Source organism: Rhodococcus sp. A14 (genome assembly GCF_011603105.1).
Lineage (GTDB): Bacteria > Actinomycetota > Actinomycetes > Mycobacteriales > Mycobacteriaceae > Rhodococcus_F > Rhodococcus_F opacus.
The window spans coordinates 1-22797 of the sequence record NZ_JAAOQS010000129.1; the positions used below are offsets into that span (position 1 = coordinate 1).

At 65.7% G+C, this 22797-nt stretch carries 23 protein-coding genes and 1 pseudogene; 10 read left to right on the forward strand and 14 right to left on the reverse strand.

The window, feature by feature from the left end:
- The coding region (locus G9373_RS39005; protein WP_167120307.1) for a hypothetical protein at nt 1–356 on the reverse strand (356 nt) is incomplete at its 3' end.
- A 249-nt stretch (nt 357–605) separates the two neighbouring features.
- Between G9373_RS39005 and G9373_RS39010 the strand changes: the two genes are divergently transcribed.
- Nucleotides 606–821, forward strand: coding sequence for a hypothetical protein (locus tag G9373_RS39010; RefSeq protein ID WP_095869789.1), 216 nt, complete (start codon nt 606–608; stop codon nt 819–821).
- 481 nt (nt 822–1302) lie between these two features.
- Here the strand turns inward: G9373_RS39010 and G9373_RS47935 are convergent, their stop codons facing one another.
- Nucleotides 1303–1434 (reverse strand): hypothetical protein, encoded by a 132-nt coding sequence (locus G9373_RS47935; RefSeq protein WP_277346730.1) that lies wholly within the window; start codon nt 1432–1434, stop codon nt 1303–1305.
- 54 nt (nt 1435–1488) lie between these two features.
- Nucleotides 1489–1662, reverse strand: a complete 174-nt coding sequence (locus G9373_RS47135; protein WP_240960983.1) for a hypothetical protein — start codon at nt 1660–1662, stop codon at nt 1489–1491.
- Nucleotides 1663–1939: 277 nt separating this feature from the next.
- Between G9373_RS47135 and G9373_RS39020 the strand changes: the two genes are divergently transcribed.
- Nucleotides 1940–3157, forward strand: coding sequence for an FAD-dependent oxidoreductase (locus G9373_RS39020; protein ID WP_167120310.1), 1218 nt, complete (start codon nt 1940–1942; stop codon nt 3155–3157).
- 96 nt (nt 3158–3253) lie between these two features.
- Here the strand turns inward: G9373_RS39020 and G9373_RS39025 are convergent, their stop codons facing one another.
- The 6 genes from G9373_RS39025 to G9373_RS39050 form a co-directional block, all read right to left on the reverse strand.
- Nucleotides 3254–4585: an MFS transporter gene (locus G9373_RS39025; protein WP_167120313.1), complete on the reverse strand. Its 1332-nt coding sequence runs from the start codon at nt 4583–4585 to the stop codon at nt 3254–3256.
- 14 nt (nt 4586–4599) lie between these two features.
- Nucleotides 4600–5493 carry an alpha/beta hydrolase gene (locus G9373_RS39030; protein ID WP_167120316.1) on the reverse strand — a complete coding sequence of 298 codons (894 nt, stop codon included), beginning with the start codon at nt 5491–5493 and terminating at the stop codon, nt 4600–4602.
- A gap of 97 nt (nt 5494–5590) precedes the next feature.
- The gene (locus tag G9373_RS39035) at nt 5591–7144 is read right to left on the reverse strand and encodes a long-chain fatty acid--CoA ligase (RefSeq protein ID WP_167120318.1); all 1554 of its coding nucleotides are present in this window, start codon (nt 7142–7144) and stop codon (nt 5591–5593) included.
- A 249-nt stretch (nt 7145–7393) separates the two neighbouring features.
- A complete protein-coding gene (locus G9373_RS39040; RefSeq protein WP_167120321.1) occupies nt 7394–7984 on the reverse strand; it encodes a hypothetical protein in 591 nt (196 codons plus the stop codon).
- Nucleotides 7985–8122: 138 nt separating this feature from the next.
- Nucleotides 8123–8467 (reverse strand): hypothetical protein, encoded by a 345-nt coding sequence (locus tag G9373_RS39045; protein ID WP_167120324.1) that lies wholly within the window; start codon nt 8465–8467, stop codon nt 8123–8125.
- Between the two features lie 157 nt (nt 8468–8624).
- Complete coding sequence (locus G9373_RS39050) at nt 8625–9515, reverse strand: TauD/TfdA family dioxygenase (RefSeq protein ID WP_167120327.1); 891 nt, start codon at nt 9513–9515, stop codon at nt 8625–8627.
- Nucleotides 9516–10256: 741 nt separating this feature from the next.
- Here G9373_RS39050 and G9373_RS39055 point away from each other — a divergent pair.
- The 3 genes from G9373_RS39055 to G9373_RS39065 all read left to right on the forward strand — a co-directional run bounded on the left by G9373_RS39055 (nt 10257) and on the right by G9373_RS39065 (nt 13116).
- Complete coding sequence (locus G9373_RS39055; protein WP_167120330.1) at nt 10257–11273, forward strand: AraC family transcriptional regulator; 1017 nt, start codon at nt 10257–10259, stop codon at nt 11271–11273.
- Between the two features lie 764 nt (nt 11274–12037).
- Entirely contained in the window at nt 12038–12826 is a 789-nt protein-coding gene (locus G9373_RS39060; RefSeq protein WP_240960984.1) for a hypothetical protein, read from the forward strand.
- An 86-nt stretch (nt 12827–12912) separates the two neighbouring features.
- Nucleotides 12913–13116 carry a hypothetical protein gene (locus tag G9373_RS39065; protein WP_167120332.1) on the forward strand — a complete coding sequence of 68 codons (204 nt, stop codon included), beginning with the start codon at nt 12913–12915 and terminating at the stop codon, nt 13114–13116.
- 132 nt (nt 13117–13248) lie between these two features.
- On the opposite strand, the gene G9373_RS39070 is transcribed toward G9373_RS39065, so the two are convergent.
- Both G9373_RS39070 and G9373_RS39075 read right to left on the reverse strand, forming a co-directional pair.
- A complete protein-coding gene (locus tag G9373_RS39070; protein ID WP_206033423.1) occupies nt 13249–13674 on the reverse strand; it encodes a YciI family protein in 426 nt (141 codons plus the stop codon).
- 97 nt (nt 13675–13771) lie between these two features.
- Nucleotides 13772–14538 (reverse strand): annotated as a pseudogene (locus G9373_RS39075) (phosphoadenosine phosphosulfate reductase family protein).
- Between the two features lie 204 nt (nt 14539–14742).
- Between G9373_RS39075 and G9373_RS47940 the strand changes: the two are divergent.
- The 3 genes from G9373_RS47940 to G9373_RS46010 all read left to right on the forward strand — a co-directional run bounded on the left by G9373_RS47940 (nt 14743) and on the right by G9373_RS46010 (nt 16160).
- Nucleotides 14743–14874 carry a hypothetical protein gene (locus tag G9373_RS47940; protein WP_277346731.1) on the forward strand — a complete coding sequence of 44 codons (132 nt, stop codon included), beginning with the start codon at nt 14743–14745 and terminating at the stop codon, nt 14872–14874.
- A gap of 297 nt (nt 14875–15171) precedes the next feature.
- Complete coding sequence (locus tag G9373_RS46005) at nt 15172–15720, forward strand: IS630 family transposase (protein ID WP_346842905.1); 549 nt, start codon at nt 15172–15174, stop codon at nt 15718–15720.
- Complete coding sequence (locus tag G9373_RS46010; RefSeq protein ID WP_240960986.1) at nt 15684–16160, forward strand: transposase; 477 nt, start codon at nt 15684–15686, stop codon at nt 16158–16160. Before G9373_RS46005 ends, G9373_RS46010 begins: the two co-directional genes overlap by 37 nt.
- 278 nt (nt 16161–16438) lie before the next feature.
- Here the strand turns inward: G9373_RS46010 and G9373_RS39090 are convergent, their stop codons facing one another.
- The 3 genes from G9373_RS39090 to G9373_RS39100 all read right to left on the reverse strand — a co-directional run bounded on the left by G9373_RS39090 (nt 16439) and on the right by G9373_RS39100 (nt 19460).
- On the reverse strand, nt 16439–17461 hold the full coding sequence (locus G9373_RS39090) for a LacI family DNA-binding transcriptional regulator (RefSeq protein WP_167120335.1): 1023 nt from the start codon (nt 17459–17461) through the stop codon (nt 16439–16441).
- 356 nt (nt 17462–17817) lie between these two features.
- Nucleotides 17818–18600, reverse strand: coding sequence for an SDR family NAD(P)-dependent oxidoreductase (locus G9373_RS39095; protein WP_164065656.1), 783 nt, complete (start codon nt 18598–18600; stop codon nt 17818–17820).
- Nucleotides 18597–19460: a sugar phosphate isomerase/epimerase gene (locus G9373_RS39100; protein ID WP_167120338.1), complete on the reverse strand. Its 864-nt coding sequence runs from the start codon at nt 19458–19460 to the stop codon at nt 18597–18599. The genes G9373_RS39095 and G9373_RS39100 overlap by 4 nt, the downstream gene beginning before the upstream one ends.
- A gap of 162 nt (nt 19461–19622) precedes the next feature.
- Between G9373_RS39100 and G9373_RS39105 the strand changes: the two genes are divergently transcribed.
- Both G9373_RS39105 and G9373_RS39110 read left to right on the forward strand, forming a co-directional pair.
- A complete protein-coding gene (locus G9373_RS39105) occupies nt 19623–20975 on the forward strand; it encodes an MFS transporter (RefSeq protein WP_167120341.1) in 1353 nt (450 codons plus the stop codon).
- Entirely contained in the window at nt 20972–22729 is a 1758-nt protein-coding gene (locus tag G9373_RS39110; RefSeq protein ID WP_167120344.1) for an FAD-dependent oxidoreductase, read from the forward strand. Before G9373_RS39105 ends, G9373_RS39110 begins: the two co-directional genes overlap by 4 nt.
- Nucleotides 22730–22797 lie beyond the last annotated feature (68 nt).

Sequence of the window (22797 nt, forward strand, 5' to 3'; positions counted from 1 at the left end):
GTTGTCGAGTGTCCGGGCGGGTTGGTGGCGCTGCGGCGTTCTCGAAAACGTGCCCGGTGGTGCATCATCACGACCTCGGATTCGGTGTGGATGCTACTGGGGTGGCGGGCGATCGCATCGTGGAAGGCGGCGCTGCGTCCACGGAGAATGGCGGCACGGACCGCCGCCGTGTCGTCGGCGAGGAGGTACGCCGCGGCGCCGTCGCAGTCGAGGAGGAATTTCCCGTACGCCCGCCGCACCGGTGCCTGCTCGTCGAAGATCACCGGCAACACCACGTCGTCGACCAGGTGCAGCGGGAAACGAACAAGCCGGTACGCGGCCCGTATCAGCGCTCGCCCCACGGCGCCCAGTCCCATGGCCCGATCGTAACGCCGGCACGGGCTGTGGTGACGCCGAAACTGGGCCGGATCCCGACGGGGCCTGGCTCACCAGGTCGGAGCCGAGCCACCGCCCTGATCAGCACGTATCCGAAATTCGGAGCTCGCTTCACGCCGTCGCGGGGCCCGACGCACCAGCGCGCTTGACCCCGTCGAGGAAAGGCCGTTCGGGCTGCTCCGACTTGGCTTCGAATAGCTGGGCGTCCTCGAGAAGAGGAGGATCGTTCTATGACTGCCGACGGAACCGATGACGTGATTGCAGCAGTGACGGCCGCGCACGCCGCATGGAGCGAGTTCCTCGCGGCTGACACCAGTCACCTTGATACGACCAGGTGGGAAGCCCGGTATCGGGATCTGGCGTATGACCTGATGGATCGGATTGCCGACGCCACTCAGCAAGGGGTCGACATCACGTTGCAAATAGATTTCCGGCCGCGAGGCTAATTCTGAACACTACTCAGTAGCAGCGTTTTCAGCGCCTTTCCGGCCGGTGTCATCACCCTATCTGCGAGGTATCTGCCGGACCGCCGCCAACGCCGCTGACGCATGTGCGGTGATCGCCGAGGCCACCGCGCCAGATCTCCTTGGGGAACCAACAACTCGGCCCGGGCCTGCGATACAGCGGCTGGCGCACCATGCTCGATAGAGCCGGAATCAGTAGCGACGGATCCCTTTACGACGACGAAATATTGACCGTCGTCGCGCGTCTGCGGGAGACCGGCTCGGTTCCTCTCGTCCACGCTCACGAGTGGAATCTGCCCCCGACGACCCCTTCGACCTGACAACAGGATGGTCCGGCGCGGCCCGTGTTCCGGATCCGCACCTACGTGGGAGCGGTGTTCTCCGAGGCAGACGAGAAGGTCTTCTTATCCGACGCGCGCGAACCGACAGCGAGGCTGGTTCCGCGGTTTCTGCGGGGGATGCGTCAGGCGTACTCGACTGCGTCGAGGGGGCCCAGTGAGTTCCAGATCGCTTGGTAGCGCCTCCGGGTGAGGTCGTCGGAGTTGGCGAGGAGGGCGTCGAACAGCGACCGGGGGTCGGCGTGCCAGGACTGCACGAGCGTGTCGATCTCGCGCGCGGTAAGGAAGCCGGAGCGGGCGGCGGCGAGGATCTAGTCGTCGAACTGGTGTTGCCGGATCCGTGCTACCGCGTCGAGGTCGAGTGGCCCGTCGCTGGTGTCGACGGACCACATCGCCGCGACCAGGTCGTGGAGCGTCTGTGTGTGGATGGGCATGGCGGCCTGGCGTGTGCTGTCGGTATCGCTGACGCACTGTTCGGTGGTCATGGTGTGCACCTCCTCGGGTGCGCTTTTCCGCAATCGAGTTTTTGTAAACATGACGGTGGTGGGCGGGATGGCCGGGCTCGAGTGTCGGTCCATGATCAGCACGGGCCCATGCAAGGGGGCAGCGGCGACCCGTGCAGCTCACTCAGGGGTCCTCAACGTCACTCAGGGTCCCTGCGCTGATCTGACCGTTGTGTCAGGGAAGGGGTGTGGGTCACGTGTTGTCACATTGGTGGGGCGGGCGGCGTCTTATGTGCGACGCCAATCTCAAGGAGACATCATGAATGCGAGCAGTGTGCGCCCCGGGAAGATCGATGTGGTCGTGGTTGGTGGCGGGTACGCCGGCGTGATGGCGGCGAATCGCCTGACCAAGCGCGACGATGTGGCGGTGACGCTGATCAACCCGCGTCCGTGTTTCGTCGAGCGGGTCCGCCTGCATCAGCTGGTGGGCGGGTCCGACGATGCGGTGGTTGACTACTCCGCCGTGCTGGCCGACGGTATCCGGCTGTTGGTGGACAGCGTGACGAGGATCGACGCTGCCGAGCGCGGTGTGATGTTGGAGTCCGGCGGGACCGTCGGATACGACTACCTGATCTACGCCGTGGGCAGTGGCAGCGCCGACCGGGGCGTACCCGGAGCGACCGAGTTCGCTTATCCGACCGCCGGCCTGGAGGAGGCGCAGCGGCTTCGGTCCGTCCTCGATGACGCCCCCGTCGCGGCGCCGGTGACGGTGGTCGGTGGCGGTCCGCTCGGCATCGAGACGGCGGCCGAGCTCGCGGAGCTTGGGCGGACCGTGACTCTGGTCTGCGGCGACCGGCTCGGCCCGTACCTGCACCCACGGGGCCGACGCTCAGTGGCCAAGGGGTTGTCCAATCTCGGTATGACCGTGCTCGATGGCCCTGGCGCGAAGGTCACCACGGTGACACGCGACGCCGTGGAGCTCAGCGGCGGCCGTGAGCTGCCGAGCACGGTGACAATCTGGACCGCCGGCTTCGGCGTTCCGGACCTGGCCGGCCGCAGCGGGCTGAGCACCGACGCCGTGGGCCGTCTCCTCACCGACGAGACGCTGACCAGCGTGGACGACGAACGCATCGTCGCGACTGGCGATGCCGCGGCCCCGTCGAACCTGCCGATGCGGATGAGCTGCCAAGCTGCGCTGCCCCTCGGCGCGCATGCCGCTGACACGGTGCTCAGCCGGATAGCAGGGGAGCGGCCCGCAGACTTCGGCAAGGGGATCGCTGCCATGTGTGTCAGCCTGGGGCGTGGCGGCGGCGTCTTCCAGGTCGCCCACCGGGACGACACCGCGATGCGGCTGCACCTGCGGGGCCGCCTCGGCGCGAAGCTCAAGGAGGCCGCGTCCGCGAGCCCCGTCAAGCAGCTGGCGGGCGAGGCGCGAAAGCCCGGGTCGCACACGTGGCCGGTCAACGACGCCTCCCGACGGCAGCGGGTCCAGGCTGAGCACGGTCGATCGCTGGCCAAGCCAAGCGGCCCGGCATGAGCGAGGAGGTGGATAAGGAGCGAGCCAGATGCGGTCGCCCGGCTGCCCGCGCGGCGGAGTGAGGGTGAGGACCGGCCCCCGCGTGGGTCGGGGGATTCACGGGTGTGGTGTGTCCGTGCTCAGTGCGGCGAGCTTTCGCATCCCGGCCGGGTAGAGCCGCTTGCCGGCGATCAGTGCGGCGATTGCACCGAGGTAGACCAGGGGTGAGAGTTGCAGGGCCCGAAGCAGCCCTAGGTGGTCGGCGAGGACACCGACGGTGAAGGGGCCCAGCGCCATTCCCAGCAGGTTGTAGGCAACGGCGAGGGTACCCATGGCGGAGGCTCGGACAGAGGAGTGCGTGAGATTGGCTACCATGGCCGCGGATGGGCCGGACGCCCCGCCGGAGAAGAAGGCACCGATTGCGATCAGGACCATTTGCGCAGTCCCGGTACCGACGCTAAATCCTACCGTCAGGAACACGAGCGAGATCAGGCAGAAGGCGATCGCTGCGGTCCACTTGCGGCTGGTGTCGGTGCGGCCGACACGGTCGGTGATGATGCCGCAGATCACCATTCCGCTGCCGACGAGCAACACGAAGACTGCCGCCATCGCGCCGGCCTCGGCCGGGGCAAGGTCGTAGTAGCGGTTGAAGAAGCTGGGGAGCCAGGACAGCAGCACTCCGGCGGTGAACAGATGCAGTCCGCCGCCGATATAGGCGCACAGGACCGCCGGGTTGGTGAACAGGGTCGACACCGGGGCGCGGTACCCCGCCTGTGTTGCAGCAGCTGTGACCGCGGGCAGGTCGTCGGCGGCGTGCTGGGCAAGTTTACGTTCGGTGATCAGGGCTCGGTACAGCGCGACCAGGATCAAACCGAAGATCGCCATGGCCGCGAACGACCAGCGCCAACTTACGTGGACGGCGATGACGCCGCCGAGGGCGACACCGATCACCGACCCGAATGATCCGCCGGCCATGAAGGCTCCGCTGAGGGTGGCGTGCAGTCGGGGGGCGAAGACGCTGAGCACGACCGCGATACCGACGCTGGTATAGGCGGCCTCGCCGACTCCGACGAGGAACCGGGCACCGAGCATTTGTTCGTAGCTGCCGGCCACCGCGCACAACAGGGTGGCTGCGCTCCAGAGCACGGCCATGAGGACCAGGCTCTTGACCCGGCCCCACCGGTCCGCCAGCAGCGACAGCGGCAGGGTGAGCAGGCCGACCATGAGCGCGACGATGCTCGAGAGCGAGGCGAGCTGGGAATCAGACAGCGCCCATTCAGTTTTCAGGAACGGGAAGATGGCGCTGAGAACCTGCCGGGACATGTAGTCCGAGAGCAGCAGCCCGAAGGTGAGGGCGAAGACGATCCACGGATACCTACTCGACCGGGTGCTGGGGCCGACGCGGGGTGCGGCGGCCGGGTCGTCGACGGAGATGGCACGCAGTTCCATGTGGTGCTCCTAATCTAATGACCGACCGTGGTCGTGGGCACGTCGCGACCGGAGATACCAGCCGCGTCGGAGGGGGCATCGTCGAACTGGGCACGGAGGAACGGCAGCACGATGTCGGTGACCTTGTCGGGCGCATCGAGCCAGGGCCAGTGTCCGGTTCCCGGCACGATGTCGACCCGCGCGCCGGGAAAGCTCGCCAACTGCCGCTGGGCGAACTCGACGGGAATGAAGGGATCGTCCGCGCCCCACACCACGAGCGACGGAACCTCCAGATCCCGGAGCGGGCCGGTCAAACTTCCTTCGAGCACGGCGAGGTCCAGGGACCTGTACATCTGGAGCACCGCCCGTTTGGTACCCCAGGGCGCGGCGTGGTCCACGATCCGGTTCAGCCAGTTCTCGGGCAATGCGGGATTCTTGCGTCCGATGATCGCCCGGGTGACCCGGCGGCTCATCATCAGTTGCACCAGTTCGCCGACGAACCGGCTTCGCCACAGGCGAGCGAATCCGTGCCAGTGCGAGTTCCTGTTGATGCCGGTGTCGATGAGCGTGACGCTCGCGACGTGCTGGGGATGCGCGGCAGCCCAGGCCAGCCCCCACGGCCCCCCGAAATCGTGGAGGACCAGATGCGCGCGCGTGACACCGAGCTGGTTGATGATTCCCTCAAGGTGTTCTGCCTGCGACGGCACCGTGAAGTCTTGATTCGTGCGCCGTTCCGTGTCGCCGAAACCGGGCATGTCGGGGGCGATCACCCGGGCGAAGGCGGCAACCTTCTCCAACAACGGGACCCAGTCGTCGCCGGCCCCGGGATTTCCGTGCACGAACACCACGGCCTCGTCGGATCCGGAGGGGCTGTTGGTCAGGACCGGTGACCGGACCTCTCCCACCACGATGTGCAGCTTGTCGAGCATTGTTTCTCCATGCAGTAGTGCCCGATGGGGCCAGTAAGTGTCATGGGAGTCGCGTTGCGGCCCCCGGTTGCCGGCGCGGTCGGATGCGTGAGGCAACCTAGGCGAGGCTGCGTTTGAGGATCTTTCCGGTGGCGGTCATCGGCAATGACGTGACGAACTCGACCATCCGTGGGTACTTGTAGGCGGCCATCTGCGTCTTGGTCCACTCGATCAGCTGGCCTTCGGAAATGTCCGCATCCTTGCCCAGGATGACGAAGGCCTTGACCTCCTCGCCGTGGCTTTCGTGCGGTACCCCGACCACTGCCGCCAGCGAGACCGCCTGGTGGGCCATGAGTACCTCCTCGATTTCCCGGGGGTACACGTTGAAACCGCCGCGCACGATCATGTCCTTGGCCCGGTCGACGATGTAGTAGAAGCCGTCCTCGTCCCGGCGGGCGAGGTCCCCGCTGCGGAACCAGCCCTCGCGCATCACCTCGACGGTGGCCGCGGGCCGGTTGTAGTAGCCCGTCATCACGTTGTGGCCCCGGATCGCGATCTCACCTACCTCATTGGGCGAGGTCACAGGCTTCCACTGGGCATCGACCAACTGGACCTGCACACCCCAGACGGGCGTGCCGATCGACCCCGGCCGGGTATCGCTCTCGGCGTCGCTGAACACCGCCAGCGGCGATGTTTCCGACAGCCCGTAGCCCTCGAGGATCTGGACGCCGAATCGCTGCCGGAACTGCTTGAGGATCTCTACCGGCAGCGCCGATCCACCCGAGATCGCCTTACGCAGGTTCGCCGCGATCCGTGTCACGTCCACTCCGTCGACTCCGGCGGCGAGGGCGTCGAGCAGACCCCAGTACATGGTGGGCACCCCCGCGAAGACCGTCACGTTCTGCTCGTTCATGATCTTCAGGGCGGATTTTGCATCAAATCGCGGCAGCAGGATCAATGTCGCGGCCACCGAGAAGGCCGAGTTCATGTTCACGGTCTGGCCGAAGGTGTGGAAAAGCGGTAGCGCCGTCAGGTGCGTGTCCTGTTGGCTCGGTCTCGAGTCGAACAGGCGGTTGGACGTTTGCGCATTCATCACCATGTTCGAATGTGACAGCTCGGCTCCCTTGGGCTGCCCGGTGGTGCCACTGGTGTAGAGGATCACGGCAGTGTCGGTGGCCTCGCGCAGCGCGCTCTCGAACTCGCTGGACTGGTTTTCGAGGGCGTGCGGCAGAGCCGGGACGCCCTTCTCCGGGACCACCTGGTCCGCGCTGATCACGAAAAGGTGTTCGCAGCCCGGGGTGTCGGCGAAGCCCTCGCGGGCAAACTCGGCGATCGGCAGGTCCGGCGTGCTCTCGTGGCAGAAGTAGGCCTTGGCCTGCGAGTCGGCCAGGTGGTAAGCGATCTCGCGGCCCTTGAGCAGGATGTTCAGCGGCACCACCACCGCGCCGGCCTTGAGGATCCCGTAGTAGAGGATCGGGAACCACGGCACGTTCGGGAGGGACAGGGCCACCGTGTCGCCGGGCCGGATCCCGCGCGAGACGAGAAGGTTGGCTACCTGGTTGGAGACGGCGTCGAGCTGGGCGTAGGTGAACCGCTGCTCGCAGTGAATCAGGGCGACGCGGTCCGGATACCGACGAGCGGAATCCTCTAGGAGCATGGACAGATTGAGCATGTGGCAACTCTCTCGGTGGGTACTGCGGCCGGGGGGCTTTGTCGAAGCGGGCGTGGATCGCCTTGGGGCGCCCGAAGGTGGCCGGACGCCTTCGCGGGCACTGGCCGGGAACGGCGCCGTCGCCGGGATCACCGGCGAAGAATCGGAAAGCCCAGGCGGTGGTTCACCGAAGCCGACCACCTGCCCGGGCATCTGCGGGGCGGAACCCCCAGTGCCGCTACCGTCTTCGGCGGACAGTGGGTGAATTCCCTAGAAGGGACGCGCCGGCAACGGCTTGATCAGCGGCTCGAGCAGGGGCGCCGCCAGTGCACAGGTGAGCACCTCGGAGGGGTCGAGTCGGATGTACTCCCGTGTGGATTCGTCGACCTCCCACACATCCTCACCGATGAGGCGGCCCTCGTCGTCGTAGGGCCAGTTCATGTACTGCCGGTTCTTCATCAGATAGGTCGCCTGCGGGTCGACGTCGACGCCGTCAGCGGCCAGCGCCGCTCCGGGCGTCTGCTGGTAGAGCACGAAGTCGGTGCAGATCAGGTTGTCGCCGACAGCGATCTTCTCGTCCTCGACGTAGAAGATGCACTGCCCGGTTCCAGCCCATTCGCAGTAGACACTCTTGATCGCGTCGGCACCCTCGAGCTTGACCATGCGACCGAACGTGTTGAAGTTGTAGACGGGTTTGTCGACCATCATGTCGGGTGCGAAGATCTCCTCCCAACGGCCGGCGATCTCCAGGTTGCGGTGCCGGTTGTAAGCATGCAGCAGGTACCGGTGCCGCGGGTTGACGGTCTGCTCGATCAACTGCTCAACCGCAATGTTCGTCTTGGTGACGTCGAATCTACTCATCGTTTTCCTATCAGAGCTGAAACTGTGTGATGGCTGAAATTGTGTGATGCGGTCCGGCGGTGCGGACCCGAACACCTCGGCGCGAGCGCGCCGTGGAGGAGTTCGTCGTACTCGGTCGCCCGCTGGTCAAGCGGGCGTTCACGCACCGCGATACGCCGCAGTGCGCCAGCGAGTGGTGTCCGGATCGGAACACTGCCGGAGGGCGTCGCGCAGTCGCGCCCGGAACTGGGCGGTGGTAATCCCGAAGCGGACGAACACTTCGTCGCCGGGCGGGCCGCCGTAGGGTGCCCAGACCTCGGCGAACCGGATGATCTCCGCCGCCTCGTGATGCGGGTAGGTCCGGCGAGCCGCCGCTGCGGCGGCCTGCTGCGTGCGCCGTCGATGCTGTCGATAGCTCTGCACCTGCGCGGTGAGGAACGCCTCGCGCGAGTTCGGCCGCGGAATGGGTGAACGGAGCTCGGATGCGTGGGGAGTGCCGGTCATGGGGGTCCTGGGGTCGGTCGCTAATGCTGTCTCGCGCACGGCCGCGGAAGGTGGTGGGCACGGGGTTTCTCCGGCAGGTCACCTGTCATCAGGCCCGTGCGGTCGCGTTGTTCTGCGCGGCCGGAACTTCCGGGCAACACACGCGGGAACGGGAGACCTAGAAGGTCTGATCTCCGGCGATCGTCGCGCGCTCCATTTTCCGGACCGCCGGCCAGTAGTCCTGCACCGCGTAATGCTGCGTGGATCGGTTGTCCCAGATAGCGACGCTGTTCTTCGTCCACGTCCAACGGACCTGATATTCAGGGATCAATGCCCGGCTTTTCAGGTAGTCGAGCAAATTACTCGCGCCCGGCGAGTAATCGGCACCGTAACGCACCCTGCTCGGCGTGTGGAAGTTCGTGAAGTGCGTGGAGAACACATTCACATAGAGGATCTCTTCACCCGTCTCAGGATGCGTGCGCACAACCGGGTGCTCGGCATCAGGGAAACGCTCCTTCAACTCGTGCCGCACGTCCAGCGGCTTGGAAGCACCGAAAACTGCCTCAAAGCCGTGCCGAGCACGCAGGAACCGCACGTCCTCCTTGACATGGTCCGGAAGCTCCCGATACGCCTCGACCATGTTGACCCAGACGGTGTCGCCACCCACCTCCGGCGTTTCCACACAACGCAGAACGGAGCCCATGGATGGACACTCGCGCCAACTGGTGTCGCTGTGGAAAGAGTTCTCGTAGTGCCCCTCGCTCGAATTGTCCTTGTACAGGAGCACTACGCCCGAATCATCATCGGTGTTGGGGTGGCCCTCTTCGAGCGAACCGAACTTCTTCGCGAACTCGACGTGTTGAGTACGCGTGATGTCCTGATCTCGGAGGAACAACACTTTGTGCTTCAGGAGGAGCATCTTCAATTCTGCGAAGAGTGTGTCGTCGCGAGTGATATCGGGAATCTGCACGTCGAACAGTTCGGCGCCGATGTGACGGGTCAACTGCTTCATTCTGATCCGCGAATTCGCGGCTTGCGCGGGTTCCTCGAATTTAACGGCGGTGCCCATGGGTGTCGCTCCTTTTCTTTCATGCGGAAGGGTTACTCGTTCAGCTCGGCCCGCAATGTCAGGGGCCGATCGCTGAATGCTCTTCAATTGCGACCATCAATGACTGGATTCGCAGCTTCAGGTGTCAAAACTGTATCGCTCGGGCGTGAAAAGAATTTGACCTCACGTTGCATCTCGCTTGACGCGCTATTACTGGTGCCCGGACACGAAGCCGCGACGAACGGTCGGCTCGGGAAGCCGGCAGATCCGGCGGTGCGGCCTCGCCGGCAGCCTCGGAGCCAAGCCCGGACCTGAACGCTCAGGACACCAAGCTCCGGAGTGCCTTCGCCGCGACATCCGCGGATCCCTGGTCAGGTGGACCCGGCCCGCCTGCCGGAGGTTGCGGTTATCCCACGCTCACAACTCGGGGTCGCTGACCCATCGCCCGGTGGATCCGCCCCCCTCGGCGTACCTGCTGAAGCCGATCGGCCGAAGGAACAGACGGAGCATCCCCTGTCGGTGGACCCGGCCGCACTCGCTGGCAGCAGGCGATATCGGTCACCGGTCGTCAGGCACTCGGCGCTACCCACGACCGCAGCTGCGAGGTACCCTCGACTGCCAGTACCTGGCCTTACCAAGTGATATAAACCCAGGCAGGAGGCACCTCCCCCTCGCGCGCCGCAATAGGGAGCCCCCTGCCAGGTCGTCACGACTGAAGGAGAACGCTTACCTCCGCTCGACGAGAATCGGAAAGACGCCGCGATGACCATGCTCGTCCGCAATGCCGCTCTGACCGGCTACCTGGATCTCGTTCGGTCTCGGAAAGTTGACCCACTTCCCTTACTGAGGTCGGTGGGACTGCAGGCAGCTGACCTGGCCGTGCCAAACCAGTGGATCGCCATCGACGCCGCCGCTCAACTCCTCGAGCGGTCTGCGGTGGCAACAGGTCTCGAGGACTTCGGAATTCGCCTGGCCGACAGCCGGAAGATGACCAACCTAGGCCCGATCAGTGTCGCTGCGCAGGGCGAGGCGGATCTTCGCGGCGTACTGATGTTGCTCGGCCAATATCAGCACATTCGCAGCGAGGCCATCAGCCTCCGGATCTCCGAAGCGGACGACCTCGCGAAGGTCAGGATTGACTTCAACCTAAGTCCCGACGTCAACTCCACACATTTTTCTGAGATGACCGTGGGGGCGCTTATCCGTCTAATCAAGTTCGTTGTCGGAAACCAGTGGAATCCGGCACATATCTGCTTCACCCACGACGCGCCGGCCACCCGGACACGTCACCCCAAGACCTTGGGGAAGTCGGTCCGATTTAGCGATAATTTCAATGGTTTCGTATTTCCTGCGAGCGACCTAGACCTCCCGAACAAACTGTTTGACACGTTGTTTCAATCGTTCGCGAAGGAATATATCGACACCATCGCCAGCCCGCGCCCCGTCGATGACCTCGATCGCATCCGTGAATTGATCGAGACCACTCTCCCGACCGGCCGGTGTTCACTGCAGCATGCCGCGAAGACCCTGGGAGTCAACCGCGTCACGGTATATCGACTTCTTGCCCGGTCGAACACCTCATTCTCGGAGATGGTGAATACCATCCGAGCGGAGTTGGCCCGGAGATATGTCACCCAGCAGACACGCTCCCTAACGGATATCGCTGGACTGCTTGGATTTTCCGAGCTCTCCGCGTTCTCGCGATGGTTTCGAAACGAGTTCGGATCCAGTCCAACGGTATGGCGGGCGGAACGCGGGAACGGGGCCCGGTCGGCGTAGCCCAGCGACACCGGTGGGCAGACAGCTGCCGATGTCGAGGAATTCGTTGACGGTGAAGCAAGCCCTGAGTTGCTCACGGACGCGAGGACCGGCAGCTACTGGGCTCTTTACTTCAGAGGACTCTGGTACAAGGCTATTCTCCCCGCTGGCAACCAGCGGAATTTGCCTTGGTGCAGGCCCGTGACCACCTCCTCGGAACCGGGAACCTGTGGTCATTCGTGCTCTTTCCGGGCGGAATAATGTCGGATCCGACGGAGACCGTTCGATGCTGTTGAGCGCATCGAGTACCACGTCGGCGCTCGTGGTCGGGATTCGGAAGTGTTCGCCCTCCGACGCCCGGAGGCGGTCCCGCACGTAGACGAGCATGGCGAGTTCGCGTTCGAGGTCTGCTGCGGTGCGGTCGCTAACGACTCAGAATCGTGACACGGAGGCCTTCGTCCGAGAAGACTGGCGGTACGGTGTCTTCAGCTCACCCAGTCCGCGAGGGGACGTGCCGTGATCGCAGGTCAACACCCCGAACGACGAAACCCCTAAGTGCGAGCGGATCGGGTTCCACCTCTGCGTGTTTCGGTATGCTCGTACCGTCGGCGGCAACGCCGACAGCACGCGTGGGAGCGAGTTGCTGGTTTGGTCACCGGAATGCTTCTCCCGGGTAGACCCACGCTGCGGTCGGGTTCGAGCGTGGCAGGTCGTCAATTGGGACATTATTGCCTGCCACGCTTCATCATATCTGGGGGGTATTCGACGCAGCGGGAGGGGATCTGGTGGCGTACAACGTGAGCCCGGATGCACCGGCGAGTCGGTTGGATCCGGAGGCCGGCACCAGCACCACGCCCGCATCGAAGCCCGCCGGCTATCGTTCCGCCGACACGTACAAAGACCGCGCACAGGAGCGTGACTCGGCGCGGGAGCTGGACCGGATGGTTGAGGACGCCGAATTCACCCGTGCTCGGAAAGACCTGGAGCGGGCCTTCCCCCGAGCGACAGTGCCCGAGGTCTCCGAACGTAAACGCCGCGAGCTGCCGATCCCGGATTCGATTCGTCAGCCGCCGAGTTCACGTCAGCGCAAGGTGCGCTCGGTGAACAAGCACCAGGCGCAGTCGCGGTTGCCGGCAGTCGGTTACACCGCCGTGCAGAACCTGATTACCGACCCGGACCGGTGGAAGACGGTCGGCGAGGCGTTGTCGACGGCACGCGGTGACGCGCAGCAACTGGACGTGAAGATGCGGTCGCAGGTCCAGCGGGTGGACCGGGCGATTCAGACCGCGGAACGGTTCAACGACCGAGGACACATCCTCTACTGCGCGGTTACGCTCCCGCACATGGTGCCGCAGGAAGCGGTCAACCTGCCCTCGACGCTGCAGCCGGGATCGCGGTTGGATTTCGACCGGCACACAGTGGCCACCCATGCCCTGCACGAACTTGACCCGACGGTCGGGAGCGGGACGTGGTGTTCGAGATCGAAACCGACATATGGGGCGGTCGGACACGGTCGACGACACTGCGCACCTGCTGCCGCGGGGGATGCGGTTCGATGTGGTCTCGGCCGGTGAGGGGCGTTACCGTCGCCCGGACGGGAGCATCGGCCGGCGGATGATCGTGCAGCTGCGGGACATCACCGAGGAATGAGGGGAACGAGATGGGACTGTTTACCGACGACAAGGGTCGCCCCGAGTTGGTCGTGCACCCGGACATCAAGTTGGGACGCGCGCATTTCCGGCCCGTCGACGACCAACCCGAACCGGAGGAGACCCCGAAGCAACGCGCCCGCCGGGAGCTGAAGAAGCGGATGACCGACGAGCGGCTCGCGAAACAGAAAACCGAAGGCACCAACCCCGAGTAGGGGTGAAAGCCTCCGGCTCATCCTGTGCATCCGCAGTGTTCAAACTCTAGCTCATTCTTGCTCAGGTACTAGACAGCCCGCCCTTGTTCGAGTGGCCCCGGCACCGGGACCAGCGGATCGGGGGACGTGTCATCATCCCTGGTGAAAGCCGCACTCCGTAGTGTTCGGTGCGGCGGTCAGGAACGGTCGCATCTCGAGCCATTCGTGGATCGGTTTCCCATCCGCGCCCGGGGCGGCGGACAGTTCGCCGGCCAGTTCGAGTGCCCGCTCGTGGGTCTCGACGTCGATCACCATCCAGCCGGCGATCAGGTCCTTGGTCTCCGCGAACGGGCCATCGGTGACCGGCGGTCGCCCCTCGCCGTCGTACCGGACGAACGTGCCCTCCGGGGAGAGTGCCTGACTGTCGACGAACTCGCCGGTGCCCTCCAGTCGGGCGGCGAAGTCGTTCATGTACTGCACGTGGGCCGAGATTTCCTCCGGCGTCCACTGGTTTATCGGTACGTCATTGACCGATGCCGGCGCGCCGCGGTAGTGCTTGAGCAACAGGTACTTGGCCATCATGTTCTCCCTGGGTGCGGTGCGGCCCATTCTGGCCGTTTCACTCCGGGGACGAAGCCGCGCGCGGGTTCTCGACATACCCCGACGACATTTTTTTCTAGCTCAGTTGTCGGATGCGGGGGAGCACATCGACGAGTTGCTCGAAGAGGGCGGGCCACCCGCGGCGAAGCCAGGTCAGCCGGCCGCGGTCGAGGTGGCCACCGTCGATGAGGTGGGAGAGGCGGTGCTGCTGCTCGGGGACACCCAGCTCACGGAGTTTTGCATAGACCGGGTTCACGGGCAGCCGGTGTCGGGCGATGTGTGCCCAGACGTCCTCGGTGGTCCAGTCCCAGATCGGCCCGTACGCGGCGGTGCCGTCCGCGCGGGCGATGATGCCGTCGCGGCGGCCACCTCGGGTGTAGAGCATTCGGCGGGGGCGGATTCGTCGGCCCGCATACCCCACAGCTCACCCGGGCCGAGCAGTGCGTGCGCGCGGCGAGCGGGTTCAGTGATCAGCGCCGCGTGCAGATCCACCATCGCCGCGGCCGCACCGTCGGTGAGTGCGGTGTGGTTCCACAGGCCGGAGTCGGCGAGCACCTGCAGCAGTGGTGGGTCGGTGGGGATGCAGTGCAGGTCCAGCCGCCAGGTGTGGGCGAGTTCGGTGAGGTAGTCGTAGGTTTCGGGGTAGTCGAGGCCGGAGTCGAAGAACACCACCGGCACCTCCGGTTCGACGCGGCGGGCCCGGTCGAGGATGACGAGCGAATCCTTTCCGCCGGAGAACGCGAGGTACCCGTCGTGGCCGGCCAGATGTGACTCGATCCGAGCGGTGATGTCCGCGATGGCCTTCGCGCCAGCTCTCGCCGACGGCCCTCGAAATCCACGCAGTGCGGCGAGATCCAGGCCAGGTTCCGATGTCGTCGCTCCGCCACTCACCCATCGGCAGTGCGGTGTGCATAGGGGACCTATGGCCCATATGGGTGCCAGCAGCAGACGCGGAGCCGCGACATGCTGGATACGGCACCTGTCGTCCCGGCGTGCCCGCGCCCGGGCTTCGGCACCGGCGTGATGTTCTGCGGTTGAATGGACGGCATGGGGTCGTCCGCGGTGGAGCAGCTGTGGCAGGCGTTGTCCGAGAACGGTTGGCGTTGGTGTGCGTCCGTGGCCCGCAGAGTCGGTGGGCGGATCTGCGGACGGTTGGGGAAGACGGCGCAGTGGGGCTGACCTGGCTTGTCCGGGAGGCAAGTGAGATCGCCGAGCAGTACCCCCACGACAGAGCGAAATCGTGACGCCGCCGGAACTGACTTCGGAGCAGGACGTGGTGTGGGCGGCCATCGACACCGTCGGCGTGGATCGGGTGATGGTGGGCAGCGATTGCTCCTAACCGTTGGGTGAGCGCCCCGGCGGTGAGGTGGTACGTACTAATTAGTGCGTAAGTATGTCGACTATTGGCCTTGTGTCTGATTGAATCACGGTGTGCGAGATAACGATGGCCGCAAACTCGACCATGCAACCCTTGCTGTGTTGAGAAGGCGTGCGGTGGAGCAGGTTCAGGCCGGGGCGCACCCCGAACAGGTCGCCGAGACGTTGGGGCTGCACCGCAAGACCGTCTACGGGTGGGTCGCGAAGTTCCGCGCCGGGGGCTGGGAGGCGCTCGAAGCGAAACCGGTGCCCGGCCGACCTCCCACCCTGACCGGCGATCAGCTGGCGCGGCTGTATTCGATCATCGTCGGCACCGATCCGCGTCAGCTCGAGTTCGAGTTCGCCCTGTGGACGCGGAACATGATTCGCGAGGTGATAGGCCGCGAGTTCGGGGTCACCATGTCCGAGGTCACCGTCGGCCGGTGGCTCAAAGCGATGGGATTGTCCCCGCAGAAACCCCTCTACCGGGCGTATCAGGCCGACCCCGAGGCCGTCGAGCAGTGGAAGAGCACGACGTTCCCGAAGATCCAGAAACAGGCGAAGAAGGCGAAAGCGACGATCTACTTCACCGACGAGGCATCCGTGCGCAGCGACTACCACGCCGGCACCACCTGGCGCCGGTCGGGCGCACCCCGGTCGTTGCGGTGACCGGGGCCCGGTTCTCGGTGAACATGATCTCCGCGATCAGTGCCAAAGGTGCTCTGCGGTTCTCGATCATCGATGGCACCCTCACCGCAGCGAAGTTCATCGACTTCTGCAAACGCCTGCTCCGCGACAACGACGGGCCGGTGTTCTTGATCCTCGACGGGCATCCCGTCCACCGGTCCAAGGCCGTCACCGCCTTCGCCGACTCCACGGGCGGCCAACTGACCCTGTTCCGCATCCCCGCCTACTCGCCGCAACTCAACCCGGACGAATGGGTATGGAAGAACGTCAAACACGACCGCATCGGCCGATCCGGCATCACCGGGCCCGACCAGTTCAAGACCCTGTGCACCCGGGCTCTGCGGCGGCTGCAACGCATGCCGCACCTCGTCCGCGGCTTCTTCGCCGACCCCCACCTCGCCTACATCCGCGCCGCCGCATAATCAGTCGACATACTTACGCTCGCCTTAGTAAGAGCAAATTTCTCGATGAAGGGGATCTCCAGATCGATGTCCGGTGGATGGCCTATCTGTCTTGTCCTACGACCACCGTATCGTCGATCCGCCGACGCCGCTCGCTACCTCACCAGCGTCCGCTGCCGTCTCGAAACAGTCGACACTCTCACCGCCACAGCGCAACTCGCGGCTGGAACACCAAGCCGCCGACCATGACCTGCACCACAAGCGTGACCCCAAAACCCGGCTATACCGCTTCTGGCTACCTAGCTGGTGGACGCGGCGCGTTGCGGGGCTGGGCCGGTGGTGCCTCGGATCTGGAGGCTGACCGGGAAGACTCGCTTGCCGGGTTGTTCCGGTGTGTTGTCGTCGAGTCGTGCGAGGAGGAGCTGGACCGCTTCGGCGGCCATGTCCTCGATGGGCTGGTGGATGGTGGTGAGGTTGATCATTGCCCATCGCGCTTGTGGTGAGTCATCGAAGCCGATCACGGACAGTTCGGCGGGTACGGACACGCCGAGACGCGCGGCCGCGTCCAATGCTGCGAACGCCAATTCGTCTGTGACGCAGTAGATCGCTGACGGTGGGTGGTCCATCGACAGCAGTGATGTCGCCATGTCCACGCCGTGCTCGTGAGTCATGGTTGCCCGGCGGATGTAGTGGTCGGGTAGGGCGATTCCGCGGCGTTGGAGTGCGTGCCGGGCGCCGTCTTCGCGGGCGGCACCATTGGTGCGGTCGCGCGGTACCGACAGGATCGCGATGTCGCGGTGACCGAGTGCGGTCAGGTGGTCGATCACCAGCTCGCCGGCACCTTCGTCGTCGGAGAGGACCACTTCGAGAGACAGGGTGGGATCGTCGCGGCTCAGGAGCACCACTGGGGTGCTTCGTTCGAGCACTCGGCGCACGGTGCGGGATTTGCGGCGAGCGGATACGAAGATCATCCCGTCCACGGTCGCCGGGTCGAGGACGTCCACGCTGTCGACGCCCTCGGGGACGTCCGGGTCGCGTATGAGGGCCATGCGATAGCCGCGTTCGCTGAGCCGGTGCTGAATGGCGTCGACGACGGTGGGGTAGAACGGCGAGGTCAGGTCGGCGACCACGACACCGATCGCCCGCGCCCGTCTGGTGACCAGGCTGCGAGCTGCCGAGTTGGGGACGTAACCGAGTTCCCGGGCTGCGGCAAGTACCCGTTTGGTCGTCCGCTCGGCGACGGCGGGGTCTCCTCGCATGACACGGGAGACTGTCGACTGGCTCAGTCCCAGGTAGGCGGCGAGATCGACACTGGTTACCACGTGCGGATCATACCCAACGGTGGGCCGGGTTCGGATGACGTCGCCGCGGGCTCCGAGGCCTGGGCGTGGCGCCGTGTGGTCGGCGTCGAACGGCTTCGACGGGTCGTCCTCGCACCACCTCGATTGCTGGTGGGTGTGCCTTCCTCGTGGGTTTCATCGGACAACCCCTCCCTCCTCGGTCCGGGATTGGTGTTGCGGGCGTGGGGGAGATTGGCGGCGGGTGCGCCGCGGTCCGGGATTCCCGGCCGCGGCACTCGCGCGGATCGCCGTCGAAGTATGCGCCGGCAACGTCCGTACCTCCGGTTCGGCCCGGCCGAGCGCGGCGCCGGCGGCCGACCGGAAACGGTTACCCACTGTCAGGCGGTGTTCCGGCCACCGCTGAGGTCCAGTGTCTGTCCGGTGACGTAGCTGGCCTCGGTCGAGAGCAGCCAGGTCGCCAGGGCAGCGAATTCTGCTGTGCTGCCGACCCGGCCCATGGGGACCCGGGAGAGGAGTGCGGCGTTGCGTTCGGGACTGAGGTCGTCGAGCATCCGGGTGTGCATCATCGAGGGTGCGATCGCGTTGACGGTGACGTTGTGTGTGGCGACCTCCTTGGCGGCGGTTTTGACCAGGGACACCACGGCCGCTTTCGATGCGGAGTAGGCGGCCTGGAAGGGATTACCTTCCCGCGCCGAGATCGAGGACAAGATGGCCACCCGGCCGTAACCCTGCTCGGTCAGCGTGGGAAGTAGTGCGGCGAGGCCGTGGAAGCAGCCGTCCAGGTTGACACTCATGGTCTTCGACCAGCCCTCGAACGGCATGGCCGTGATCGTGGTTTCCGGTCCTTGGATGCCGTGCGCGAAGAGTGCGCCATCGAGGCGGCCATGGGTGGCCAACACACGGGCGAGGGTCTCGTCCCAGGCTGCACGGTCGGTCACGTCGAGAGCCGCGATGTCGCGGCCCGTCCCGTCCCCGTCCCCGACGACGTCGGTGCACACCACCGAGGCGCCCTCGTGGATGAGCCGGTCCACTGCCGCTGATCCGAGGCCACCGGCAGCGCCGGTGACGAGGATGACGCGTCCGGCGAATCGGCCGGGATAGAACGTCGAGGGGTCGGCGGTGGTGACGTGCAGGGAGTCGGTGGTGTCGACTGCGGTCATCGAATCGCTTCCGTTCGTTCGGTGTCGGCGGTGGTGATCAGCTGTTGTGTTGCGACCATCAGTATGTGCAAATGTTCTGTGATGCCGTGTGATTCGACGAAGGCGACGTCGGGAACTTCCACGCTGACCGGGACGTCGGGCAGCGCCGCGAGGATCTCGATCAGGGGAAACGCGCCGTCCCCGGGCACCTGACGTTTCGCGCGCGATTCGATCTGGCGGTCGGACCCGTTGGTGTCCTGACCGAGCGGCATCCGCGGCGGCGCCTCCAGGTGTGGGACCGCGGCGGGACCGTCGCACAACTGGATCACCTGCACCGCTCCCGGCGGAGCAGCCGCGAGGTCGCCGACGGTGCCCCCGGCGCGGACGAAGTGCAGGACGTCGAGCATGATCCCGCACCCGGTCTGTTCGGCCACGGCGGCGGCGGCGTGGAAGGTGTCGACCTTCTGATACGAGATCGGCTCGATCGAGGCGGTGATACCGAACTCGTGGGCATCGCGCACCAGCGCAGCCAGGGAATCGGTCAGGCGATGGCGGTCGTCGTCACCGCCGATCACGTTGAGTACCCGGGCACCGAGGGCGGCGCCGGCCTCGAGCACCGGCATCCACTCACCGCGATTGCGCATCCCGTCGAGGGTGAACACCTCGACATCGAACACGCTCACACCGGTGTCCTCGAGTCGGGCGAGGGTCTGCGCCGACATCGGGGAGCCCGCGGCCATGGGATACCGGGTCTCCGACGTGGTGGCGGGATGCACCCGCGCGCCGATGGAGGTGAAGCCGCAGTCGGCCGCAGCCTCGACCAACTCGGGAGGGGGTAGATGCAGAGCCGACAGGTGGGCCAGCCCGATGGGTCGTGTCATGAACAGTCCTTTACGCGGTTTCCAAGGTGGGAGTTGACGGACAGCTGCGCCCTACTTATGCTGTGAATCACAAATTTACTACGTAGTCATTCAAGCACTGCGCCCCCTCCGCCGCAACCGCCCCTTCGGCTCGGGCTTCACCCCAGGAAAGAACCCCCACCCATGACTGTTTCGAATGTTCCAGCCTCGGAACCTTATTCGTCCTCCGGCCGTACCGGTCCGGTCGACGGCGAAGCGCCCGCACCGCCGCCGTCCGGCGCCCGGCGGGCGGCGATGGCCAGCACGGTCGGCGCGATCGTCGACTGGTACGACTTCTTCCTGTACGGGACCGCCGCCGCCCTGGTGTTCGGACCGATGTTCTTCCCCTCCGAGGACCCGACCGTGGGTGTCCTCGCCTCGCTGGGCTCGTTCGCGGTCGGTTTCGTCTTCCGCCCGATCGGTGGGGCGATCTTCGGCCACTTCGGTGACCGGGTCGGCCGCCGGAAGATGCTGGTGATCACCATCTTGATCATGGGTCTGGCCAGCACCGCCATCGGTCTGCTGCCCAGCTACGCCGCCATCGGCATCGCGGCCCCGATCCTGCTGGTCAGCCTGCGCGCGGTGCAAGGCATCGCAGTCGGCGGCGAATGGGGCGGAGCGGCCCTGATGGCGGTGGAGAACGCGCCGAAGAACAAGCGCAACTTCCTCGCCAGCGGGGTACAGATCGGATCGTTCCTCGGCCTACTCCTGGGCACCCTCGCGTTCTCGATCGTCACCAACCTCACCACCGAGGAGCAGTTCGACACCTGGGGCTGGCGTCTGCCGTTCCTGGTCAGCATCCTCTTCGCACTCGTCGGGCTCTGGATCCGCAGCGGCGTCCCCGAGTCGAAGGTGTTCGCCGAACTCGAAGAGACGAAGAAGAAGCAGGCCGCACCGCTGCTCGAGGCCCTCAAGACCAGCCCCAAGCAGATCCTCGCCATCATCGGGATGCGCCTGGTCGACCAGAGCACGTTCTACATCGGCTTCACATTCTCGCTGGTCTACGTCAAGAACTACACCGACACCCCGCCGAGCAGCGTGCTCACCGCATCGATGGTCGCCCTCGTCCTCGCCGTGCCGACCACCTCGCTGTGGGGACTGCTCGCAGACCGGTTCGGTGCCCGCTGGTTCTACATCATCGGCCCGCTGTGCGCGGCCGCAGCCGGTGTCCCGTTCTTCTTCGCCCTCGAGAGCGGATCGATGCCGATGATGATTCTCGGGTTCTTCATCCTGATCAACCTCGGACACAACATCTCCGCCTCGGTGCAGCAGACCTGGTTCACCGACATGTTCGACGCCCGCATCCGCTACAGCGGCGCAGGCTTCGGCTACGCCGTCGCCGGGGCCGTGGGCGGCTTCGTGCCCCTGACCGCCACCGCCCTGCTCGGCGACAGCGGAAACTGGACCCCGGTGGCCATCCTGCTCGCCGCCGCGTCCCTCGTGGCGCTCGTGACCGGACTGTGGTCGTACAAGTGGACCGGGCAGGGCCGGCGATGACCGACACCCTCTCGTGCGATCTGCTCGTCATCGGCGCCGGAGCCGGTGGCCTCGCTGCCGCCGTCACCGCCGCCTACCACGGCGCGAAAGTCATCGTCGCCGAAAAGGCCGACGTCTGCGGCGGGGCCACCGCCTGGTCGGGCGGATGGATGTGGGCGCCGCGCAACCCCCTCGCCCGCGCCGACGGCGTCGACGAGGACATCGAGTTGCCGCGCACCTACCTGCAACACCTGCTCGGGACGAACTTCGACGCCGCCAAGGTCGATGCGTTCCTGGCGCAAGCGCCGCGCATGGTCGGGTTCTTCCACGACAAGACCAGACTGCAGTTCGTACCCGGAACCACCATCGCCGACATCCACGGCGGCACCCCCGGCGCCGGAACCGGACACCGATCGGTGGCACCCCAGCCCATCGACGCCTACCAGATCCCCGCCCCGGTTCGGGCGAAGCTGCGCTGGCAACTCTACGAAACCTCATTCCTCGGCATGGGAATCATGGCCGGCCCCGACCTCCAGGCGTTTCTGCACGCCACCCGCTCCCCGAAGGCCTTCGGGCACGCCGCACGCCGCGTCACCCGGCACATCATCGACCTGGCCACCGCACGCAAGGGCATGCAACTGGTCAACGGCACCGCCCTGATCGGCCGACTCCTGGCTTCGGCCGACGAACTCGGCGTCGACATCCGCGTCTCGTCGCCGGCACGCACGCTGACCACCGACGACTCCGGGGCGGTGACCGGAGCACAGCTCGACGGCCCCGACGGCACGGTCACCATCCACGCCGCCCGGGGAGTGATCCTCGCGACCGGTGGCTTCCCCAGCAACGTCGGAATGCGCAAAAAGTACTTTCCGCGCACCCCGACCGGGCGTGAACACTGGACCCTGGCCCCCGACACCACCACCGGCGACGGGATCGCGCTCGCCGAATCCGCCGGCGGCCGACTCGACACCACCCTCGCCTCACCGGTCGCCTACTGCCCGGTCTCGCTGGTGCCGTACCGCAACGGCAAGACAGGCGTCTTCCCGCACATCCTCGACCGCGGAAAGCCCGGTGCCATAGGGGTATTGGCATCAGGTAAACGGTTCGTCAACGAGGCCGACGGCTACCACGACTACACCACCGCGATGATCGACGCCGTTCCCGACGGGCAGCAAGTGTGCTCGTGGCTGGTCTGCGATCACCGGTTCCAGCGCCTGTATCCGTTGGGAATGTCCAAACCGCGCCCCATCCCGGTCTGGCCGTACCTGCGCTCGGGCTACCTCAAGACCGGACGCACCCTCACCGAACTGGCACAGCAATGCGGCATCGACCCCGCCCAACTCCACACCACGGTCGCAGCGTTCAACGAACATGCCCGACGCGGAAAGGACCCCGAATTCCACCGCGGCGAAACGCCGTTCAACCGCGGCTCCGGAGACCCGGACAACCCATTCCCGAATCCCTCACTCGCCCCACTGGAGAAGGGACCGTTCTACGCTGTCAAGGTCGTACCCGGCAGCTTCGGAACCTTCGCCGGTATCGTCACCGACGCCTCCGCGCGTGTGCTCGACGATTCCGACACCCCGATAGCAGGCCTCTACGTCGTGGGATCCGACCAGGCCAGCGTCATGGGAGGGCACTACCCGTCCGGCGGCATCAACATCGGACCCGCCATGACCTTCGGATACATCGCAGCACGACACGCCACCAGCGCCACGGATTCGGAGGAGGAGTCCGGCAACACCAACGTCCGTGACGCACAACCTGCTGGTTGACACCAAGTCAATGGTCGGACGACGCCGGCGGACGATTCGAGAACGTCACCGGCGCCGCCCGACCCGCC